Origin of the sequence: Synechocystis sp. LKSZ1, assembly GCF_040436315.1 — a bacterium.
Lineage (GTDB): Bacteria > Cyanobacteriota > Cyanobacteriia > Cyanobacteriales > Microcystaceae > Synechocystis.
This window is the reverse complement of record NZ_AP031572.1, coordinates 1,716,824-1,737,958: the sequence shown is the minus strand read 5'-3', so window position 1 is coordinate 1,737,958 and position 21,135 is coordinate 1,716,824. Positions and strand designations below refer to the sequence as shown.

The 21,135-nt window shown below is 52.4% G+C and carries 18 protein-coding genes; 8 read left to right on the top strand and 10 right to left on the bottom strand.

Annotated elements, in window-relative coordinates; translation table 11 throughout:
- Positions 1-98 precede the first annotated feature (98 nt).
- The 3 genes from pds (at position 99) to ABXS88_RS08170 (ending at position 3,996) form a co-directional block, all read left to right on the top strand.
- Positions 99-1,517 carry a 15-cis-phytoene desaturase gene (gene pds / locus ABXS88_RS08180; protein ID WP_353674683.1) on the top strand — a complete coding sequence of 473 codons (1,419 nt, stop codon included), beginning with the start codon at positions 99-101 and terminating at the stop codon, positions 1,515-1,517.
- 153 nt (positions 1,518-1,670) lie between these two features.
- Positions 1,671-2,600 (top strand): 15-cis-phytoene synthase CrtB, encoded by a 930-nt coding sequence (gene crtB, locus ABXS88_RS08175; RefSeq protein WP_353674682.1) that lies wholly within the window; start codon positions 1,671-1,673, stop codon positions 2,598-2,600.
- A gap of 88 nt (positions 2,601-2,688) precedes the next feature.
- On the top strand, positions 2,689-3,996 hold the full coding sequence (locus ABXS88_RS08170; RefSeq protein ID WP_353674681.1) for a HAMP domain-containing sensor histidine kinase: 1,308 nt from the start codon (positions 2,689-2,691) through the stop codon (positions 3,994-3,996).
- Here the strand turns inward: ABXS88_RS08170 and ABXS88_RS08165 are convergent.
- Entirely contained in the window at positions 3,993-4,265 is a 273-nt protein-coding gene (locus ABXS88_RS08165) for a hypothetical protein (protein ID WP_353674680.1), read from the bottom strand. The genes ABXS88_RS08170 and ABXS88_RS08165 overlap by 4 nt on opposite strands.
- 336 nt (positions 4,266-4,601) lie before the next feature.
- On the opposite strand from ABXS88_RS08165, the gene ABXS88_RS08160 reads away from it, so the two are divergent.
- Complete coding sequence (locus ABXS88_RS08160) at positions 4,602-6,188, top strand: glycoside hydrolase family 3 N-terminal domain-containing protein (RefSeq protein WP_353674679.1); 1,587 nt, start codon at positions 4,602-4,604, stop codon at positions 6,186-6,188.
- On the opposite strand, the gene recF is transcribed toward ABXS88_RS08160, so the two are convergent.
- Both recF and ABXS88_RS08150 read right to left on the bottom strand, forming a co-directional pair.
- Positions 6,181-7,308: a DNA replication/repair protein RecF gene (gene recF / locus ABXS88_RS08155; protein ID WP_353674678.1), complete on the bottom strand. Its 1,128-nt coding sequence runs from the start codon at positions 7,306-7,308 to the stop codon at positions 6,181-6,183. The two genes, ABXS88_RS08160 and recF, sit on opposite strands and share 8 nt — an antisense overlap.
- A gap of 16 nt (positions 7,309-7,324) precedes the next feature.
- Positions 7,325-8,368: a thiamine phosphate synthase gene (locus ABXS88_RS08150; RefSeq protein WP_353674677.1), complete on the bottom strand. Its 1,044-nt coding sequence runs from the start codon at positions 8,366-8,368 to the stop codon at positions 7,325-7,327.
- Between the two features lie 70 nt (positions 8,369-8,438).
- Between ABXS88_RS08150 and ABXS88_RS08145 the strand changes: the two genes are divergently transcribed.
- The 3 genes from ABXS88_RS08145 (at position 8,439) to ABXS88_RS08135 (ending at position 13,758) form a co-directional block, all read left to right on the top strand.
- Positions 8,439-10,979: an O-antigen ligase family protein gene (locus ABXS88_RS08145; RefSeq protein ID WP_353674676.1), complete on the top strand. Its 2,541-nt coding sequence runs from the start codon at positions 8,439-8,441 to the stop codon at positions 10,977-10,979.
- A gap of 50 nt (positions 10,980-11,029) precedes the next feature.
- Positions 11,030-12,736: an ATP-binding protein gene (locus ABXS88_RS08140; RefSeq protein WP_353674796.1), complete on the top strand. Its 1,707-nt coding sequence runs from the start codon at positions 11,030-11,032 to the stop codon at positions 12,734-12,736.
- An 80-nt stretch (positions 12,737-12,816) separates the two neighbouring features.
- The gene (locus tag ABXS88_RS08135) at positions 12,817-13,758 is read left to right on the top strand and encodes a bestrophin family ion channel (protein ID WP_353674675.1); all 942 of its coding nucleotides are present in this window, start codon (positions 12,817-12,819) and stop codon (positions 13,756-13,758) included.
- Between the two features lie 2 nt (positions 13,759-13,760).
- On the opposite strand, the gene ABXS88_RS08130 is transcribed toward ABXS88_RS08135, so the two are convergent.
- The 3 genes from ABXS88_RS08130 to ABXS88_RS08120 form a co-directional block, all read right to left on the bottom strand.
- A complete protein-coding gene (locus ABXS88_RS08130) occupies positions 13,761-14,378 on the bottom strand; it encodes a DedA family protein (RefSeq protein WP_353674674.1) in 618 nt (205 codons plus the stop codon).
- Positions 14,379-14,464: 86 nt separating this feature from the next.
- On the bottom strand, positions 14,465-14,803 hold the full coding sequence (locus tag ABXS88_RS08125) for a DUF565 domain-containing protein (RefSeq protein ID WP_353674673.1): 339 nt from the start codon (positions 14,801-14,803) through the stop codon (positions 14,465-14,467).
- 11 nt (positions 14,804-14,814) lie between these two features.
- Positions 14,815-15,399 carry a DUF3611 family protein gene (locus tag ABXS88_RS08120; protein WP_353674672.1) on the bottom strand — a complete coding sequence of 195 codons (585 nt, stop codon included), beginning with the start codon at positions 15,397-15,399 and terminating at the stop codon, positions 14,815-14,817.
- Positions 15,400-15,551: 152 nt separating this feature from the next.
- Between ABXS88_RS08120 and ABXS88_RS08115 the strand changes: the two genes are divergently transcribed.
- Positions 15,552-16,451 (top strand): ParA family protein, encoded by a 900-nt coding sequence (locus ABXS88_RS08115; protein ID WP_353674671.1) that lies wholly within the window; start codon positions 15,552-15,554, stop codon positions 16,449-16,451.
- 80 nt (positions 16,452-16,531) lie between these two features.
- Here the strand turns inward: ABXS88_RS08115 and eno are convergent, their stop codons facing one another.
- From eno to ABXS88_RS08095, 4 genes are all read right to left on the bottom strand, one after another.
- On the bottom strand, positions 16,532-17,830 hold the full coding sequence (eno, locus tag ABXS88_RS08110; protein ID WP_353674670.1) for a phosphopyruvate hydratase: 1,299 nt from the start codon (positions 17,828-17,830) through the stop codon (positions 16,532-16,534).
- Between the two features lie 103 nt (positions 17,831-17,933).
- Positions 17,934-19,859: a glutathione-regulated potassium-efflux system protein KefC gene (gene kefC / locus ABXS88_RS08105; protein WP_353674669.1), complete on the bottom strand. Its 1,926-nt coding sequence runs from the start codon at positions 19,857-19,859 to the stop codon at positions 17,934-17,936.
- A complete protein-coding gene (locus ABXS88_RS08100) occupies positions 19,852-20,487 on the bottom strand; it encodes an NAD(P)H-dependent oxidoreductase (RefSeq protein WP_353674668.1) in 636 nt (211 codons plus the stop codon). The genes kefC and ABXS88_RS08100 overlap by 8 nt, the downstream gene beginning before the upstream one ends.
- 157 nt (positions 20,488-20,644) lie before the next feature.
- On the bottom strand, positions 20,645-21,085 hold the full coding sequence (locus ABXS88_RS08095) for a DUF29 domain-containing protein (RefSeq protein ID WP_353674667.1): 441 nt from the start codon (positions 21,083-21,085) through the stop codon (positions 20,645-20,647).
- Positions 21,086-21,135: the final 50 nt, after the last annotated feature.

Sequence of the window (21,135 nt, the reverse complement as noted above, 5' to 3'; positions counted from 1 at the left end):
GGTGACGGGAGAGAACAAATCCTTAAGAAAATATTACGAACTGTAAAGTATAATGTCAGCAACCATAATCAATGATAGTCAAAAGCGAGAAGTTGTCCATGCGCGTTGCAATCGCCGGAGCCGGATTAGCGGGCTTAGCTTGTGCCAAATACCTTGCCGATGCAGGATTTACCCCCATAGTCCTGGAACGTCGGGACGTGCTGGGGGGCAAGGTGGCGGCCTGGAAAGATGAGGAAGGAGACTGGTACGAAACCGGCCTTCATATTTTTTTTGGGGCCTATCCCAATATGTTGCAATTGTTTAAAGAATTGGGCATCGAAGACCGGCTCCAATGGAAAGAGCACACCATGATCTTCAACCAACCGGAAAAACCCGGCACCTACTCTCGCTTTGATTTTCCCGATATTCCGGCCCCCCTCAACGGCGTTGTGGCCATTTTAGGCAATAACGATATGCTGACTTGGCCGGAGAAAATCAAGTTTGGTCTGGGCCTCCTACCCGCCATGATCCAGGGCCAGAGCTATGTTGAAGCAATGGATCAATACACTTGGTCGGAATGGATGCAGAAGCAAAATATTCCTCCCCGCATCGAAAAAGAGGTCTTTATTGCGATGAGTAAGGCCCTCAATTTCATCAATCCCGATGAAATTTCTGCCACCATTCTGTTAACGGCCCTCAACCGCTTTTTACAGGAAAAAGAAGGCTCAAAAATGGCCTTTTTGGATGGCTCCCCCACTGAACGTCTCTGCCAACCCATCGTGGACTACATCACGGAACGGGGGGGGGAAGTCCGGCTCAATGCCCCCCTTAAGGAAATTTTGCTCAATGAGGATGGCACGGTACAGGGCTTTTTGATCCGGGGTCTAGACGGCGCTCCCGATGAAGTGTTTACCGCTGATCTCTACATTTCCGCCATGCCAGTGGATCCTCTAAAAACGATGGTGCCGGACGCCTGGCGTGAATTCCCGGAATTTAAGCAAATTCAAGGCCTGGAGGGAGTGCCAGTGATTAACCTCCACCTCTGGTTTGACCGCAAGCTGACGGATATTGACCACCTGCTGTTCTCCCGCTCTCCTCTGCTGAGTGTCTACGCCGACATGAGCAACACCTGTCGTGAGTACAGTGATCCGAACCGCTCCATGCTGGAACTGGTCTTAGCTCCCGCCCAGGATTGGATTAGTCGCTCCGAGGAAGAGATCGTTGCCGCCACCATGGCAGAACTCGAAAAATTATTCCCCCAGCACTTTACCGGCGACAATCCGGCCCAACTGCGCAAGTACCACGTTGTTAAAACCCCCCGTTCTGTCTACAAAGCCACGCCTGGCCGTCAGGCCTGTCGCCCCGACCAACGGACGTCCATTAAAAACTTCTATCTCGCGGGGGACTTCACCATGCAAAAGTACCTCGGCAGTATGGAAGGAGCTGTTCTTTCTGGCAAACAATGTGCCCAGGCTATTGCCGTAGACTACCAACCGGCTCGGAAGGAACACCCAGCACCCATGGCAACCCTGGCCTAAGTCAAAATTTCTTCCGATGGCCTCACAGGCAAGCACTGACAAAAGGCATCTACAATGCGACAATGCTAAATGTTTAACGGTCAAATCTCTCTTAAACGCGCAGTTACTACAGTTTCCGCTGGGTCACTGGCGACTGACTCTCGTCCGTCTTTAATGCTACAACTGCCCAAGCCAACCCCCGCCACTTCCCCCCTGGCCTCCGTTGACGAAGCCTATGAAATTTGTCGTCAGGTGACGGCCCAGTACGCTAAGACTTTTTACCTGGGGACGTTGCTGATGCCGCCGGCTAAACGTCGGGCCATCTGGGCCATTTACCTTTGGTGTCGTCGCACTGATGAATTGGTGGATGGCCCCCAGGCCAGCCAAACCACGCCGGAAACCCTCGACCAGTGGGAACAACATTTAGAGTCAATTTTTGCCGGCCATCCCTTGGATGATGCCGATGTGGCCCTGGTGGACACCCTGGAACGTTTTCCGATGGATATCCAACCCTTTCGGGATATGATCGCGGGCCAGCGGATGGATCTCTACCGGAGCCGCTACCAAACCTTTGAGGAATTAAGTCTCTATTGTTATCGGGTGGCGGGTACCGTTGGCTTGATGTCCAGTGCAGTGCTGGGGGTCGAAACGGGGGCCGGCCGTCCCCCCTGGCAACCCGATGCCGTTTATATTCCCCAGGAAGAAGCCATCGCCCTCGGCATTGCCAACCAACTGACCAATATTTTGCGGGATGTGGGAGAAGATATTCAGCGTGGCCGCGTTTATTTGCCCCTAGAGGATTTAGACCGCTTTGGTTACAGTGAACAGGATCTGTTCAACGGGGTGAATGACGAACGTTGGCGGGCCTTGATGCAATTCCAGATTCAACGGGCTCGGCAATACTTTGAAGATGCGGAACGGGGCATTCGGGCCTTGAACCGGGATTCTCGCTGGCCGGTCTGGACGGCCCTGATGCTCTACCAAGGCATTCTGGATGTGATCGAAGCCAATCACTACAATGTCTTTAACCAACGGGCCTACGTTCCCACTCCGAAAAAGCTCTTGTATTTACCCGTGGCCTGGCTCCGGGCCCAAGTCCTCTAAGCGCGAGGGGTTGTCTGAGTCAATTCTCTCGCCCAAATCTAGAGAGTTTGTATTAGCTTCCGGTTCAGACGGAGAATAGGCCCTGTCTATGTTCCAAGCAACGCGGCGTCGATTGGCCCTGTGGTACACCCTAGTAACGGCGGTGCTTTTGTTGCTGTTTGCCAGCGGGGTCTATTTTTACGTCCGTCATACCCTAGTGGAGCGCATCGACGACACCCTCAAGCATGTCGTGGAGGTGATCGACCGCTCCCTGGTAATCCAGCCGTTGAGTCAGGGCCACTACCGCTTGAATGTCGAGGCTAGTTTTCGCTCCAATGCCGAAGCGGTGGAAGACGACCACATCGACCTGGAATGGTTTAATCCCCAGGGCCAACTACTGTGGTCTACCTTGGGAGACTCCAGCCCCATTACTTTACCCCTAGGCCCCAAGCTGGAAAAAATTGGGTTTTCCAACGACCGGCTCCTGCGGCAAATTACTGAACGCATCGAGCGTAACCAGCATATTTTAGGCTATCTGCGCGTGAGCCATCCCTGGTTTGAAGTGACCAAGCCGATTCAACAATTGCTCTTTGATCTCAGTTTAGGACTAAGTCTTCTGGTGGGGAGCGTCGGGGCCATCGGTTGGTTCCTTTCTGGTCTAGCCATGGAGCCGATCAAGGAGTCTTATCAGAGTCTGAAGCAGTTTACCGCGGATGCCTCCCACGAACTGCGTAATCCCATTGCTGTGATCCAAACCAACGTGCAAATGGCCCTGGCCTATCCCGATGGCGATACCCAACAACAACTCAAGGTGATTGAGCGTCTAACCCAACGTTTAGGGAATTTAGTCAATGATTTACTTTTCTTGGCCCGCTCCGATAGTGGGACGCTCCAATCCCAAATGCAACCCGTGCCCCTAGATGCCCTATTGCTGGAAGTGATGGAAGAACAACGACTTGGGGCGACCGGCCAGAGCGTACAGTTATCCCTCGAAATCCCTTCTGCTTGCCAGGAACCTGAGGCGGAATTTACGGTAATGGGGGATTGGGATCAGTTGGCCCGCTTGTTTACCAATTTAATCAGCAATGCTCTAGAGCATGGTCTGGAAACGAGTACACTAGAAAGTCGGATTCGTTTGACCCTAAAGCGCCTACAACGGGAGCGTCAACCCTACCTCCAGGTGGTCGTTGCAGATAACGGCCGGGGAATTGCCCCGGATCAGTTAGCTCATCTTTTTGATCGGTTCTATCGGGCAGATCCAGCTCGTTCCTCTCTAGCGAATAAGGGGATGGGATTGGGATTAGCTATTGCCCAGGCCATTGCCCATCATCACCAAGGACAGATTAGCGTTAAAAGTGACGTCGGCCAGGGGACTCAGTTTACCGTCCTGCTTCCCTGTGCTCGCCCTCCAGATTAATCTTCCTCGGAATGAGGATCTTCGGGCCGAAAGGGATCTTCACCAATTTTAAGCTCATGCTTACTGGCCTTAAGGTTTTTCCAGAGGGCCTTGATTTGTTCGTAGGCCACGAGGGTATCTAGCTTCCCCGCCGTTTCTAAGTTGCAAATATAGCTGACCCGCTGGGCAAATTCCTGCAAATTAGAATTAAAAACGAGCTTTTCTGGCTTAAATTCGCCGTGGTAGCGACTCCGAGGATAGAGAAAGTCTTCTTTTTCTCGACTGGACATGGGCTGACCTGAATGGGGAGGTGTATTGCAATCGCCTATTCATTTTATAAGGATTTACCGTTGTCTGGGGTTCAGGGCAGACGGGCCAGAATTAATTTTTTTGATGACTAAACGAGCGGCCTGAAAGCTGTCGATATCTAAGGAAAACGATATGAAAAAGTAGCTATGGAGTCTAGACGTGCTCTTATGAAAGTCTACGGCCATCGACGGTAAAGGCTGGGTCTGCACTGTCCAATCACCCCTGAATCCTTAGCATAATCGCAATGGGTTTGGGCTTCTAATTCAAGGAAAAAACTGCGACAATGCTTTTCATATTGATTGTTAAAATACAGCTAAATGCTAGGAAAAAACCCGACAACCCTCCGGGAAAAAATTGGCCAGTTAATTGTCGTTCGGGCCTCAGGGTTTTTATTTGACCAGCAGATTCGCTATCCCCAGTGGGAACCCCGTAACCAGACTCTCCAACATTGGCTAGAAACCCTTAACCTCGGCGGTGTGATTCTCCTGGGGGGTAGTGCCGCAGACCTGGTTCAGCGCACCCAGCAGTTACAGGCCTGGTCACCAACACCTCTACTCCTAGCGGCGGATATTGAAGAAGGCGTGGGGCAACGCTTCAGTGGGGCCACCTGGTTTCCGCCCCCTATGGCCCTAGGCGAAATTGCTAAGCACAACTTAACGGAAGCTTTGGCACTGGCTCGACAGTTTGGTTACTTCACCGCTCAGGAGGCCCTGGCCCTGGGTTTAAATTGGATTTTGGCCCCCATTGCCGATGTCAATAACAATCCCGATAATCCGGTGATTAATATCCGGGCCTTTGGTGATGATCCGGTGTTAGTCGGCCATTTAGTCCAAGCGTTTATTGAAGGGGCCCAGGCCTATCCTGTCCTAACGACGGCTAAGCATTTCCCCGGCCACGGTGATACCAGCACCGATTCCCACCTGCATTTGCCGATCATTTCCCATAGCCTGGAGCGTTTACAGGCCCTGGAATTACCTCCCTTTCAACGGGCCATTGCCACCGATGTAGATACGGTAATGACAGCCCATATCTGTGTTCCGGCCTGGGACGCAGAGCATCCCGCCACCCTTTCCCCGGCCATTTTGACCGGCCAATTACGAGAAGTCTTGGGTTTTTCCGGCCTGATCGTCACCGATGCTCTGATTATGGGCGGGGTGGCCCAGTTTGCCAGCCCTGATGAAGTGGCCATTCAGGCCTTATTGGCCGGGGCCGATATTTTGCTGATGCCCCCCGATCCCGTTGCTACCATTGCGGCGGTTGAACAGGCGGTGTTAGCGGGCCGGATTTCTGAAAACCGAATTGACCAGTCCTTTGAGCGGATTCAAAAAGCCAAGGCCAAGCTGGTTAACCCGAATCCCCCGGCCTTTCCCGCTATGGTGGCCACGACGGAGGCGAGACAAACCGTTGATCAGATTTTGCAAGGCTCCCAACGATGCGGTGGCTCCCTACCTTGGTCAAAGAAAATAGCCTGCAACCATGTGATCGTGGTGGATGATCTCTTGAACTGCGATTTTCTGGATCGGGCCTGTCCGGCAGTGAAAATACCGGCCCGTTTTGGATCGAGGCCTCGACTGCTCGACCAGGCCAGTTTGACACAAGAGGCCCTGGGAAGCGGCCCTTTAATTCTGCAATTGTTTGTGCGAGGCAATCCCTTCCGAGGCATCGCGGGCCTCACTGAAACAACCCAGGCCGTCTACAAACAACTTCTACGCTCTGGCCAACTCCAGGCCCTGTTGCTCTACGGCAGTCCCTACGTTCTGGATTGGTTTTTGCCCCAACTCGATCCGGCCCTGCCCTGGGTGTTTAGTTATGGTCAGATGCCCCAGGCCCAAGCCCTGGCCTGGAATACCCTGCTTGGGGAGATGACTGACTCTTTAGAGCGTGGTCAGGACGTTTTTATCTAGCCAATTCCAGGGGTGTTAACTGGCCCTGCTGGACTTGATAGATCTCTGCTGACCTCAACCAATGGGGTTCAAAGCGATTGAGATGAGTGGTGGTAATCAGGGTTTGAAAACGGTCTTCAATGGCCGCCAATAATTGGCCTTGCCGATGCAGGTCTAATTCCGCCAATACGTCATCCAACAGGAGCAAGGGCGGTTCCCCAATGATAGTTTCCAGTAGGTGTAATTCTGCCAGCTTGAGAGACAAGACCAAAGTTCGTTGTTGGCCCTGGGAGCCGTAGGCCTTGGCAGGAGTTTGATTGATGGTTAATACGATTTCGTCCCGGTGGGGCCCGACCACAGAGGTTCCTAATTGTTGTTCAGCGATGCGCCGCTGGCTAAATTTGGCTAAAAAGGCCTGTTGAATAGTCGCAGGGTCGTCCGACTGCCAAGGAACGTTGGGTTGGTAGTTAATTTCCAAGTTTTCCTGATGGCCACTAATGCGTTGGTGCCAATCCTGGGCCAAGGGGAGTAAACGGGTTAGGGCCCTGGCCCGGCGGCGACTGATATGGGTTCCAAATTCCGCCAGTTGTTGATCCCATAGTGCTAATGCCACCGGATCAATAACCTGGCCCTGACGGGACTGCTTGAGGAGGGAATTGCGCTGTTTAAGTACCTGTTGGTACTGGGCAAGAATATGGGCGTAGAGGGGTTCGAGTTGAATGAGCAAGGTATCCAGCCATTGACGGCGACTATCCGGCCCGCCCCGTACCAGCTCCAAATCCAAGCAAGAAAATTGCACCGCATTGAGCACCCCCAAAAAATCGGCCTGACGGCGCACGGTTTCCTGATTGACTTGGTAACTCCGACGGCCGGTAACGGGTAAGCGTAATCTCATTTCCGCTGGGCCATAACGACGGTCTAATTGCGCCGTGATCATGGCGCTGGTTGCGCCCTCTAGGACGAGGTCTCGGTCGCGGAAGGTGCGATGACTTTTGAGGGAGGCCAAGAGTTCCACTGCTTCCAGGAGGTTCGATTTTCCCTGGGCGTTATCCCCCACCAAAATGGTTTTCGGGGCCTGAAACTCAAGCTGTTGTTCGGAGTAGTTGCGGAAGGCGCGGAGGTGGAGAGATTTCAGGTGCATGGGGACTGGAGTGGCGCTATTTCCCTGGGGAGACGGGAGTTTTGAGCGTCGCCAGTAGGGACTGGGTGGCCTGGGTGGGATTATCAGCCGCCATGATCGCCCGGACGACGGCCACTTGACCGGCCCCGGCCTGCATCACCGCAGGGAGATTACTAGCCTCAATTCCCCCAATGGCAAACCAGGGGATGGGAGAATGTTGCCGAGCGTAGGTCACATAATCCAGGCCCGTTGCTGCTTTACCGGCCTTGGTGGGGGTGGCATAAACGGGCCCTACCCCGAGATAGTCGGCTCCTTCCGTCAGGGCCTTGGCCATTTCTTCGGGATTAGTCGTAGAACGGCCAATAATGGCCTGAGGGCCAAGGATCTCACGGGCTACCGCAATGGGTAAATCCTGTTGCCCAAGATGGACCCCATCCGCCTTCACCGCCAGGGCCAGATCCACCCGGTCATTGACTAAAAACAAGGCCCTGTAGCGATGGCAGAGATCACGCAGTTGCAGGGCCAGGGGCAAACGTTGGCCATCGGGGGTGTCCTTATCGCGGTACTGAACTAGGGTCAGGCCTCCCGCCAGGGCCGCTTCCACAATGGCGAGGAGTTGGTCGTGGGGAGAGGTGACGAGGTACAAAGGAGCCGAGCGCAGACGGGCAAAACGGTCTTGCCCCAATAGGTTCTGTTCCAGGATGTAGGTCTGGTAGCGGAGTTGTTTAAAACTGGCCCCCATGGCCGGATCGTGGAGTTTGCCGTATTCTTCTAGAACCCGCAGGGCCTCTTGTACTCGGCCAAGATTAGCCTGGAGCAATTGCTGGAGACTTTCCCGCTGGGCCTCCTGGGGATGGGTTAACTGAGTGCCTACGTCTGTCGTGGTATCCCGAGCTTGACGAAATTCCGGCCGATGCCAACGGGCGATTTCCTGGCGCATGGCTTTGCATGGCTCGGCTAATTCAGCGGAATTGAGGCCAAAGCGGCACCATTCTTCAATCGTTCTCAGGCCTTCCCGCGCGCGGTTGAGATTCGCGTCCAGAATACGGGCAATGGCCGGGGATTGAGGGGCAGTGGTCATAGAAAATTTTTTGGGAGCCAGGCGAAAGAAAGCCCATAATTGGGGAGAAACCGACTTCTAATCTTAAACGATGCCCCCTGCTTCCTCCAAGGCAGATTTGCCCAGCAACGAAGGCCGCTTACTCGGCCTATTAACCGCTGCTCTCTACGCCCTATTCACCCTTCTGCCCAATAGCAATAGTTTGATGGTGGCCTGGCCCACTGTTTTTATTTGGCAAATTGCTCTACTGGCCCCCATGCTCTGGTTACTGTGGCAAATCGGCCAGCGGCGGCAGATTCAAGGATTAGGGCTGGGTTGGGATTATCTGGTCGGCTTCACCTTACTGGGCCTGGTGGTCAGCACTTGGGGCGCAGAATTTCCCCAACAAGCCCGTTGGTATGCCTGGTCAGTTTTGGGCTATCTGAGCGCTTTGTATGCCCTCAATACTTGGTTACAAACACCGGCCCGGCGCCAGGGCCTCTTGGTGTTTCAAGGGTATCTAAGTTCTGCCTTTATTCTCTTGAGCTTGGCCCTGTGGCTCAGTCAGACCCTTCTGCCCCAATTGGACTTACTACAACAGTTCCAGAGCTTCGGTGTCCAAGAAAAATTTAGCTTTAGCACCCTGGAACTGCGCAACTGGGCCCCCATCGGCCACCAGAATTATGTAGCGGGCTATCTCCTACTGGCTCTGCCGTTACTCTTGGCTCTAGGCCTGACAGCGTCGGGTAAAAAACGCTGGTTTTGGTTCAGTGGAGTGGGCTTGGGGTTACTGGATCTCTATACCACCAGTTCTCGCGGGGGCCTGCTTGGCCTGGCAGTTCTTTGTTTTTTGGGCCTGCTGGGTCTGATCCGCTGGGGCCAATTGGGCCGGCGTTGGTTACTGGGCATCGTGATCGCTACCTCGGCCCTGCTATTGCTGATTCTGGCGAGTAACGACCGTTTCCAGGCCATTGTGCGGGGCCTGTTCCAAGGTCAGGGAGGAGAACTGACCTATCGCTTACTCAATATGGAGGTGGGATGGCGCATGGGCAGTGCCCACCTCTGGACGGGGGTTGGCCTGGGCGGTGTACCGTTGCTCTACCAACGCTATCGACCCATCTGGGCTGGCCGGGAATCGGAACTGATCCACCAATTGCACAGTACACCGGCCCAACTGTTTGCGGAAATGGGCCTCTGGGGCCTAGCGCTTGGGGTTGCCGTGATCATTGCTTTGCTCTATGGCCTCGGACGCTGGTGGCAGAAGCCCGACAAACCCCAGGCAGAAATTATTTGGGTCTGGAGCCTTAGCAGTGGACTCTGGGCCTATGTCGTCATGGCCCTGACGGATTATCAGTTGGATAATCTGGGGATTAGCGGCTTTTTGGTGATTGTTAGTGCGATTTTGCTCAGTTATGGTCGCTGTTCTCCCCAGGAAGCCAAAACCCATCCCTTGGCCCTTACCCTGTTCTACGGCGGTCTGGGCCTGATATTTGCCGTCAGTATCTGGCTATTTCCCATCCACCGGGCCTGGCAACTCTCCAACCTGGGGTTTCAGGCCCTGGCGGCCAAAAATATTCCGGCCTTTGAACAATATCTCACCCAGGCCCAGCAGTTGGCCCCCTGGGAAGCCTACTATTCCAATCAACTGGGCTGGAATTTTGGGAATTTAGCCTTAACGACGGAAAATCCCCAGGAACGGCAGGCCCTGCAACAACGGGCGATGACGGCCTTCGCAAAAGCGGCTCAGGTTTCTCCCTACCAGGAATTTACCCATAGCAATCTAGGCTGGTTGCAACTGGGTCAAGACCCCCGAGCGGCTAGTCGTTCCTTTGCTCAGGCCCTGTCCCTCGTGCCAGCTAAACGGGGCCTCTTCTACGGTTTGGGCCTTAGCCTATTGCTTCAGCAACAGCCGGAGTTGGCCCTGCAGGCCTTTAGCTTGGAATGTCTGCGCGACCCCATTTTTATCACCAGTCCCCTCTGGCGGACGCCTCTGCTGATTAATCTCTATCCCCAACTGCTGACCCAGGTACGTCAAGATCTGGATCGCCTGCTGGAAAAAACTAGCTCAGAATCCGAACTTAAACCCCTGCTCCATCAAATTCGGGGCGGTCTGGCCTGGTGGATGGGAGACTATTCCCAAGCCCAGTCTGATCTGAGTCAATACGGAACAACAACGGGACAAGTTCTCCTGGCCCTGGCTCAAAACCAGACTCCTTCACCTCAGACCTTGGCCACACTTCCGACAGTGACCCGGACGGCCCTCCAGGCCTGGCAAACTCCGGCCCAGCGACCCCAACTACTAACCCAAGCCTGGATCGAAGCGACTCAAACGCTCTTATCCAAACCTTTAGAACAGCAATTATTAACCTCCCTGGCCCAGGCCCAGAACTTGCCCCAATGGCTACGGCAGGGGGCCCCCGTGTTGCAATACCGACGCCAACGGCTAGGTTATGGCATCGTTAGCCGCCATATTGATGGCCCGAATCCTGAGGATTTCTTTCGGGTGGTGGATAATTTGCCCATGACGCTGTGGTTTGCTGACCTGCTTCCTTCCCCTATTTTGGCCCCAGCCCTAGACCAGGCCCTGCAACCCCAACGGCAACACCTGCTGCAACAGGTACAAAATCTACCCTCCCCACCAGGCCGACCCTAGGCGAGATCGTCCTTTCTCGATATAGTGGCAATAGTACTGCTATGGGCACTATGCAAGATTTTCCCCTCGGTTCCGTCATCCAAGGTTCCCTCAGCCAGGGCCTCGAAGTCCGTCTTCATGCCGATGTTTCCGTGGAAGAAATGCGGGTGGGAAAATTTTTAGTTATTCAGGGCAGTCGCTCCCGCTTTTTTTGTCTACTGACCGATGTCTCCCTGGGCACAGCCAACCCCCGCATTTTGGCCAATCCGCCGGGCGTTGAGGATAATTTGATGCGTGAAGTTTTGGCGGGCAGTGGCACCTACGGCACGCTGGAATTGGCCCCGATGCTGATGTTTACTCCCAAGGAGCCGGGTTCCTTCCGACCGGCTGATGGAGCCCGTAGTAATGGCCTGGCCTCCTTCACGCCCCAGACCAGTGCTGACCTGGAGTTACAACCCGTCAAAACCATTCCCGCCCACTTTAGCCAAGTCTTTGAGGCCAGTGAAGCGGATTTTCGTATGGTCTTTGGTTGGGAGGACGACCCCACCCGGCGCAACTTTTCCATTGGTCAACCCCTCGATATGGAAGTGCCCGTCTGTCTAGACCTAGATCGCTTTGTGGAGCGCAGCAATGGCGTTTTTGGTAAATCCGGCACCGGCAAATCCTTTCTGACTCGCCTACTGATTTCCGGCATTATTCGCAAAGGAGCCGCTGTTAATTTGATGTTTGATATGCACTCGGAGTACGGTTGGGAGGCCATGCGGGAGGGCAAGACAGTCTCCACGGTTAAAGGCCTGCGGCAACTCTTTCCGGGCCAGGTGGAAATCTTTACCCTGGATGCAGAATCGACCCAGCGTCGGGGGGTGCGAGACTCCCAGGAGCTATTTCTCAGTTTTGAGCAAATTGAGATCGAAGATATTCGGCTGGTGGGTTTTGAACTGGGCCTGTCGGAAGCGGCCCTGGATAATGCCAATATTCTCTACTCGGAATATAAGCGGGATTGGATCAAACGGCTGTTGGTGATGAGCAACGAAGATATCAAAGTCTTTTGTGAAGAAAAGCAGGGCCATCCCGGCTCAATCATGTCCTTGCAACGGAAACTCAAGCGTCTGGAAAGTCTAAAATACCTCCGGGAAACCTGTCCCCACAACTATATTGATCAGGTTTTGCAATGTTTAGAAGCCGGCAAAAATGTGGTGATTGAATTTGGTTCCCAATCCAATCTGCTCTCCTACATGCTGGCCACCAATATGATCACCCGACGCATCCACGCCACCTACGTCAAAAAAGCGGAACGATTTCTACAAAGCAAAAATCCCAGCGACCGGCCCCAGCAGTTGGTGATCACCATTGAAGAGGCCCATCGTTTTCTCGATTCGCGCATCGTTCATCAAACCATCTTTGGCACCATTGCGCGGGAAATGCGGAAATATTTCGTGACCCTGCTGGTGGTCGATCAACGGCCCTCGGGTATTGATAACGAAGTCATGTCCCAGGTCGGTACTCGGATTACTTGTTTGCTTAACGACGAGAAGGATATCGAGGCCATTTTTACGGGGGTTTCCGGGGGGCAAAATTTACGCTCGGTTCTGGCCAAATTGGATTCTAAACAGCAGGCCCTGGTTCTGGGCCATGCCGTCCCGATGCCCGTCGTGGTGAGAACTCGGCCCTACGACCAGCAATTTTATCGAGAGATTGGTATCTCCGCCTGGGAAGAGAAAAGTGATGAAGACGTGCTGATCGCCGCCGCCCAGGCCAAAGCAGATCTGGGTTTTTAGACCGGCCTGGTTCCAGCGTTGATCCTGGGCAAGGGGGCCGACCTGTGCCAATCTGAGGGGAAGTACTCCCGTTAACTTTGATGAAAATTACGCAGTCGTGGTTAGATAGGTGCCTCAATACATCCACCAGAAAACAACAAGACTATCGGGTTTGGACAGATATTCTGTTGCGCTGGCGGGGGTCAGTCATTCCAGCGATCGCGCCGAGGGTTCTGGTCTGTATGTTGTTTGCTTTGGGGGTGACGCTGAGTGATTGGTGGGGGCGTGAATTTTCGATCCCTCTCAAGGAAAGTATTGTTCCCAGTATTGTTTTAGGCTTACTGCTGGTATTTCGGACGAATACAGCCTACGAACGCTTTTGGGAAGGGCGCAAGGCCTGGGGGATGTTAGTGAACACCATTCGTAATCTATCCCGTACTATTTGGGTCGCGGTAGAAGAAAAGGAGGCCCAAGCCCACGAGGAGAAAGTAGCGATTTTAAAACTACTGGTGGCTTTCGCCGTCGCCACCAAACTTCATCTCCGCTCGGAACCTTTGAACGATGAGGTCGCAGAATTGATGCCCGCCTCTTGCCATCAAAAGCTCCAGACCATGAATAATCCCCCCTTAGAAATTGCCTTTTGGATTAGCGACTATCTACAGCAGGAGTATCAACAGCATCACATCAATCCCTACCAACTCACCGCCATGTTTCGCCTAGTGGATACGATGGTAGAGGTTTTAGGCAGTTGTGAGCGCATTCTCAAAACCCCCATCCCCCTCGCCTATGCCATCCATCTGCGCCAGTTGATTTTTCTCTATTGTTTTATTACCCCGTTTCAAATGGTCAATACTTTGCACTGGGTGACGCCTGTTGTGGTGGGGATTATTGCCTTTACCGTCTTTGGTATTGAAGAAATTGGTGTCGAAATTGAAAATCCCTTTGGCCATGATGCGAATGACCTCCCGCTAGACCAAATTTGTCGCACCATGCGGGCTAACCTAGAGGATTTAATTCAGGTAGAACCCTGGGGCCAAGCCTAACCCTAGGTTGTAAACTTGCGGATTTCTCGGCGCACTAACCAAACAACTGCAAGGATGACTACGGCGAGGGCCACCAGGCCAAATTGCGTGGCCCAGTAGACTAATTGATGGAGGGGAATGAGGCGGCCCAGGAAAAAGGTCAAAGTCACCATCAACGTGGCCCAGAGGGTGGCCCCACCAAAATTACAGGCCAAAAATTGCCAGTAGGGCATCTGAGCAATCCCGGCCATGGGCCCGGCAAAGATGCGTAGGAGGGCCACAAAGCGGCCAAAGAAGACCGCGCCCGGTGCATTTTTGCTAAATTGCTGTCGAGCCACCAGCAGTTGGTGTTCGCTGATCTTAAAGAATTTGCCGACTTTGACGAGGAGCGGCCAACCGCCCCAGCGGCCAATCCAGTAGCCAAAATTATCCCCCAGGACGGCCCCGGCAATAGCGGATAATAAAACCCACCAATAATTTAGTTCGCCACTGCCTGCCAAGAATCCCCCAATGATCGTGATGGTTTCCCCCGGTAGTGGAATCCCGGTATTTTCTAGGGCAATGCCAATAAAGACCGTCCAATAGCCATACTGACGCGCTAATTCCTGTAGGTCATCTAACGACAAAAATTCCAAGGACATTCCGCCACTCTTGTTACATTTTTTAATCAATCTGCCTTTATCTTGACGTGGCGTTACGACAGGTGTCAATCAGCCCAGGGATGGCCCTAGGAACCGAGTTTGAAGGCTTCTAGGAAAAGACTGTAGAGGATGCCCATCTTGAAATAGTTAAGGATATCTAGGACAAAGGAGGGCCCCTGTTCCAGTCTCCCAGAACGACCATAGACCCAACGACTTACAGCTTCTGCAAAGATCAAAATCAAGGCGGCTCCTACCACATCCCATTGGGCATTCTGGCCGGCAGTAGTGGCCACGGCGGCCCCGACAAAGAAGCCCAACAAAAAAGTCAACAAAGTCAGGGAGATTCGCCGCCAGGGATTGCGAAAAAATTCGCTGGCCTGGGTACTGGTGATTTCTGCTAGGGTATTGAGGCGAGTCCGTTGCATAATCTAGTCCCTTACTTGTGAATACGATCCAGCAACCAGAGAGAGGAGAGCAGGCCGGTGAAATGGGCAATGATGGTATTGGTGTTGGCCTGGATGGCTAGGAGGTCGATGGATTGGACAAACTGCTTGGGGTTGGCGGCGAGGGTGCCCTGGGGAATACTCAAGGATTTGACCAGTACGATGCCACTGATGGCTGCTGCCCCAATAATGGCCATCCCCATGCCCGCTAGATTAATCAACAGGCCCCAACGAATGAGTTGCAAGATATCGGCACGGCGGGGATGATTGTCTGCATTTTGCAGTTGGCGGCCCAATTGCCGGTAGCGCACGGAAAAGTAAATACCCACGCAGAGCAGAATCAGGGAAATAAAGGCCGAAATAATACCTGCTTCGATGCCCGTCGTTCGGTCTTGGCCAAAGGTCAGGCCCATGCTGGCAAAGAGAAAGGTCACAACGGCAAAGGCCCCAACCACGATCTGTACCCAGAAGCCGATATTACCGACGGTCGTGAGGTTAGTAGAGGCCCGCAGGACGGCCTGGGGAACCGCTGGGGCAAGGTCAGCATTAAGGTCTGAGCGTCTGGGATTGCGAGTCATAGGGTCATGGAAAAGGGCCATATTCTCCCTATTGTCGCTTATGGGCCGGAGAATGCCCCAAAAATCTAGGTAAGGCCTTGCACCGAAAGCTTCTTCCCGGCCTGACCGCCTGCTAAACTAGCGAAACGAAAGACGTAGCACTAGGGAGCACTATGGTAGCGAGCATTGTTAGTACAGTAAATATGAAGGGGGGGGTGGGAAAAACAACCCTCACTGTTAATCTGGCTACCTGTTTAGCAAAGTACTACCAAAAACGAGTCCTAGTCTTAGACCTGGACTCCCAAATCAGCGCTACCTTGAGCCTCATGTCCCCCCATGACTTTGCTAAAACCCGCAAAAAACGCCGTACCCTTAGTTATTTAATTGACAATATTATCCAGCCAAATCCCCACAGTAAGCTAGAAATTTTTGACATTATTTGCCCCGGTATTTGCGACATCGAAGGTTTGGAACTCTTACCAGGAGATATTGAGCTTTACGATGAATACTTGGTTTCTGAAATGCTTCACCAACAAGCCAGCCAGTCCCAGGATATTAACTTTGAAGCAATCTGGAATCGCTTTGAAAGTAGCTTGATTAAACAAATCCTAGAACCCGCTCTGGATGAGTACGATTTTATCATTTTAGACTGTGCGCCGGGTTATAATCTGCTGACCCGTAGCGGCATTGCGGCCAGCAATTTTTACCTTTTACCAGCCCGACCAGAACCCCTTTCTATTGTGGGGATGCAATTGTTAGAGCGTCGTATTGCCAAGCTAAAAGAAAGCCACAAGGCCTCGGCAGACCCCCTGACGATTAATCTGATTGGTGTTGTGTTCATCCTGTCCGGAGGGGGACTGTTAAGCCGTTACTACAACCAAGTGATGCGCCGAGTCCAATCCGATTTCCAACCCGAACAAATTTTTACGCAATCCATTCCGATGGATGTCAACGTGGCCAAGGCTGTGGATACTTTTATGCCGGTGGTAACAGCAATGCCCAATACCCAAGGCTCTAAGGCCTTTGTTAAGCTAACGGAAGAATTTTTACAGAAGGTGGCCCAGTATGGTTAGGCCTAGGATGCAACAACGGCTATGAGGGCCCTACATGATCTCAAAAAATAATAGAGCCCTGTCTCTAACAGGCGTTTATCCTAGCCGTGTTTAGGGCCAAGACCCAGTTTAGGGGCGTAAATGGCCCGAGCGCCCAACTCATCCTCAATACGGAGTAGGCGATTGTATTTAGCAACCCGTTCAGAACGGCAAAGAGAACCGGTTTTAATCTGACCAGCTCGGGTAGCCACGGCCAAGTCGGCAATGGTGGTATCCTCGGTTTCACCAGAACGGTGGGAAATCACCGAGCGATAGCTAGAGCGGGTAGCCAGGGAGATGGTTTCGAGGGTTTCGCTCAAGGAACCAATCTGATTGAGCTTGATTAGAATGGCGTTGGCAACACCCAGATCAATGGATTTTTGCAGACGGATCGGATTTGTCACCATTAGGTCATCCCCCACCAGTTGGGTTTTGCTCCCCAGGGCCTGGGTCATGGCTTGCCAGTTGTCCCAATCATCTTCCTGGAGCCCGTCTTCAATGGAGACAATCGGGTATTGACTCACTAATGCAGCTTGGTACTCGATAAATTCCTGGGGGGAGTGGGGAGCGCCATCGTAGGTATACTGACCGTTGTTGAAAAACTCACTAGAAGCAATGTCCATGGCCAGGGCAATCTGGGAACCGGCTTTATAGCCAGCGGTTTCAATGGCCTCGATCAGGATATCCAGGGCCTGTTGATTGGATTGCAGATTCGGTGCGTACCCGCCTTCATCCCCGACGCCGCCGGAGAGGAGTTTACGCTCTTTGAGGACTTTCCCCAGGACGGCAAAGACTTCTGCCCCCCAGCGCAGGGCCTCCTTAAAGGTCTCGGCCCCGACGGGCATGATCATAAATTCTTGAAAGTCTACATTATTATCAGCATGGGCCCCCCCGTTAATCACGTTCATCATCGGTACGGGTAAAACGTTGGCTAAGGGGCCGCCCAGATAGCGGTAAAGGGGGAGTTCTAGTTCAGCGGCGGCAGCTTTGGCATTGGCTAGGGAAACGCCCAAAATCGCATTGGCCCCTAATTCTTTCTTGTTCGCTGTTCCGTCTCGGTCAATCATGGCTTGGTCAACGGCCAATTGGTCAAAGGCATCGAGCCCTTCCACGACTGGAGCAATTTTTTCGATGACATTGCGGACGGCTTTTTCGACCCCTTTGCCAGCGTAGCGATGGGAGTCATTATCCCGCAGTTCATGGGCTTCAAAACTCCCTGTTGATGCTCCACTGGGGACTTGAGCAATACCATAGGCACCGCTTTCTAATCTCACTTCAGCTTCAATAGTGGGACGGCCACGGGAATCTAAAATCTCGCGGGCGGCGATCGCCTCAATCTTGGCGGGGACTTTACTTAACATGGTGTTGCAAGACTCCAATGGCTCAAGGTTTTGAAATTTTCCTCGTTCATTATAGACATCGAGGGGGAACGGCTCTCTTCATTTCATGAAGGTTTTCTGAAAATTATCCTGGGGTCGCTTCCCTTGGGCTCTCATCCTTCCCCTCGGCATAAAGACTGGACGCATCCCAGGCATGATCGATAAGGTGAGCAATCTCCTGATCATCCGATTGTAGTAATTGAGCTAATTCTTCGTTCATTTGACGGGAACGGGCCATTAGTTGGATTTTATCTCCTGCCATGAAAGCCATTTCCCGTAGCACCTGTTCATCGTGATCCTTAAAGGTTTGAGCCACTCGCTGAGCTTTATAGGCCCGCATTCCCAATAGCTGTAAGGCGGTTACACCCATGGCTAACGAAGAGCCAAAGGTCTCTCGTTCAATGACCTGTACCCCTGCCCGGATGAGGTCATAGGCATGTTGGCGGTTGGTCGCTCGGGCCAGGATCTGAATCTGGGGAAAATATTTTTGTACCGCGTGGATAATGCCGAGGGTTTTTTCGGGTTCATCAATGGCAATGATCAGTAAACGGGCATGCCCAATTCCCGCTGCCCGCAATAGGTCGATCCGGGCGGCATCACCATAAAATACTTTCCAACCAAAGCGTCGCAACAAATCAATGTGGCTAGGATCATGGTCTAAAATGGTGACGCGCACCCCATTGGCAATTAACAAACGTCCGACGATTTGTCCAAAACGACCAAAGCCCGCAATAATGACCGGGTTATCCTCATCAATGAGATCGGCTTCTCTGTCCGGTTGAAGCAAGCGAAAGCGAGGATAAACCCATTGTTCATAGCCAATAATTAGCACGGGGGTCAAGGCCATGGAAAGGGCAATGGCGACCACGAGCGGTGCGGTAATCGCTGAGGTTAAGACATTATTCTGGAGCGTAAAGGAAAAGAGTACAAAGGCAAATTCTCCCCCTTGAGCCAAAGCAAAGCTAAAGAGTAGACCCTGGCCCAACTCTAGGCGAAAGATCCGACTTAAAACAAAGAGCACTAGCCCTTTAATCAGGGCCAGACCGATGACAAGGCTAAGGATCAGCCAGGGATTTTGAAATAATAAGCTGAAATCAATACTGGCCCCCACGGAAATAAAAAATAGCCCCAATAACAGGCCTTTAAAGGGTTCAATATCGGTTTCAAGTTCGTGGCGGTACTCATTTTCTGCTAAGACAACACCCGCCACAAACGTGCCAAGGGCCGGTGAAAGGCCAACGGCATTCATCGCCAGGGTAATGGCAATGACCAGGAAGAGAGCTGTGGCGGTGAACAGTTCCCTCAAGCCGGTTGTGGCAATGAAGCGAAACACGGGTTGCATCAAAAAACGACCTGCCAGGATAATGCCGCCGACCGTGACTATCACCAATAGGGTTTGTTGCCAAGGCGGTAAACTGGCCTGAGTGGTCTGGGCCACGTTCAGCCAAGGGGATGCAGTGCTGCTGACGAGACGGGCCTGATGCGTTGGAGTAATGGCGAGGAGGGGCAACAGCGCCAAAATGGGAATCACTGCAATGTCTTGAAATAAGAGTACGGAAAAGGCTGATTGGCCTGCCTCGGTTTTCATCCATCCTTTTTCGTTTAAGGTCTGCAAGACAATAGCAGTAGAAGACATTGCTAAAATTAAGCCCACTGCTAGAGAACTTTGCCAGGGTAAACCGATCAACAGTCCCAAGCTAGCCACAACAAGGGATGTTCCCAGAACCTGGAGTCCTCCCAGGCCAAGAATCGGCACCCGCAAACGCCAAAGTAACGCCGGCTGTAACTCCAGTCCCACCAAAAAGAGCATCATGACCACGCCAAACTCAGCAAAGTGCAGGACATCCTCCCCATTTTGGCCAACTAAATGAAAGCCGAAGGGGCCAATCAGGATACCGGCCATCAGATAGCCGAGTACGGAGCCTAGCCCCAATCGTTTGGCAATGGGTACGGAGATAACTGCCGCCCCTAGATAAATAAACGCCTGAAAGAAAAAATCTTGATTATGCATCGGTCTCAGTCGCCTCACCGTAAATCACCTGGGTCAAATCCTCATTGAAATAGGCCGTTTGCCGGAGCCGATCCCAATGAACGCGATTATCCCGTAGGGCCATAATTGCCTGTCGATAGCTCTGCGCTTGGGCTTGGAGAGTTGGGGGGGCTTGCATCTGGTGGGTTCCAAAGGTTACATAGGGGGGAAGATAATCCATCCCACACAGATAGGCCGTTTGCTCAAAAGGCAAGAGGAATTGTCGGAGGGTAAAACGATTGAGCCCATCTAGACTATAGGCAGTGGCCCCTCCCCCAGTGGTCACCGCCGACAGAAATTTTTTCCCCTGGAGTGCTGTCCCGCCTTTCCCATAGGCAAAACCATGCTCTAGAACCAAGTCTTGCCACTCTTTCAAAATAGCCGGACTACTATACCAGTAAATGGGATGCTGAAAGACGATAATGTCATGGGTGAGTAATAGAGCTTGTTCCTGAGCAATATTGATATGAAAGCTAGGATATTGCTCGTAAAGATCATGCACCGTAACACCGGAGAGATTTTGCACCGCCTTGAGGAAAATTTTGTTTAGGCGGGATTTCTCTAGGGCGGGATGGGCAAATAGGATCAGAATGCGATGTAGCGGCCCCATGGAAATGGCGGATTTGAAGGGAATAACTCAATATTTTAGGCGGTTATTTTGCTCCTCACGCTATTTTCTCTGGCCCTAACTTTCTAGCTCTAGATTGGCTTTCATGATCTTTTCACTTTTTGAGGCCCATGCTGAGGTAAACATCATACAGCTTCATTCATTGCCAAAAGGAGGTGGATAACAGGATTGCCAGATCTTTGCTAAAGGGATATTGGTCAGGAAAACTAGCATCATATTCTTGGCTCATATCTTCCCAGGCCTCCTGGTACGAGGCTTCTAAAATCTCGCGCAGATAATTGCGTAAACTGGGAGAATCTTTGAGAATCCGCTGAATCTGCTTTTGAGTACGAAGGAGAGTGACGTCCCAACCCCGATAGCAGTCTGGGAAGGGAACATAACATCGTTTGAGGGCGTGTTCAAACAGCGTAATCAAGCGATTTTCTAGCTCACGCTTATCACTGCGGGTCAAGCCTTCGATCTCCTCAATTAAATGTTCCCAATCTACCCCCGCAAACTCCCCGGCTTTTAGCAGCTGCACCGTGGATTCCAGCCAAAGGGCAAAGTCTTGGTCATAGGATACCGGAGAAGTTGTCACCATAGCGCTTGCATCATCTACAGAGTCTGTACTGCTTAGTGTAGCAATTGATT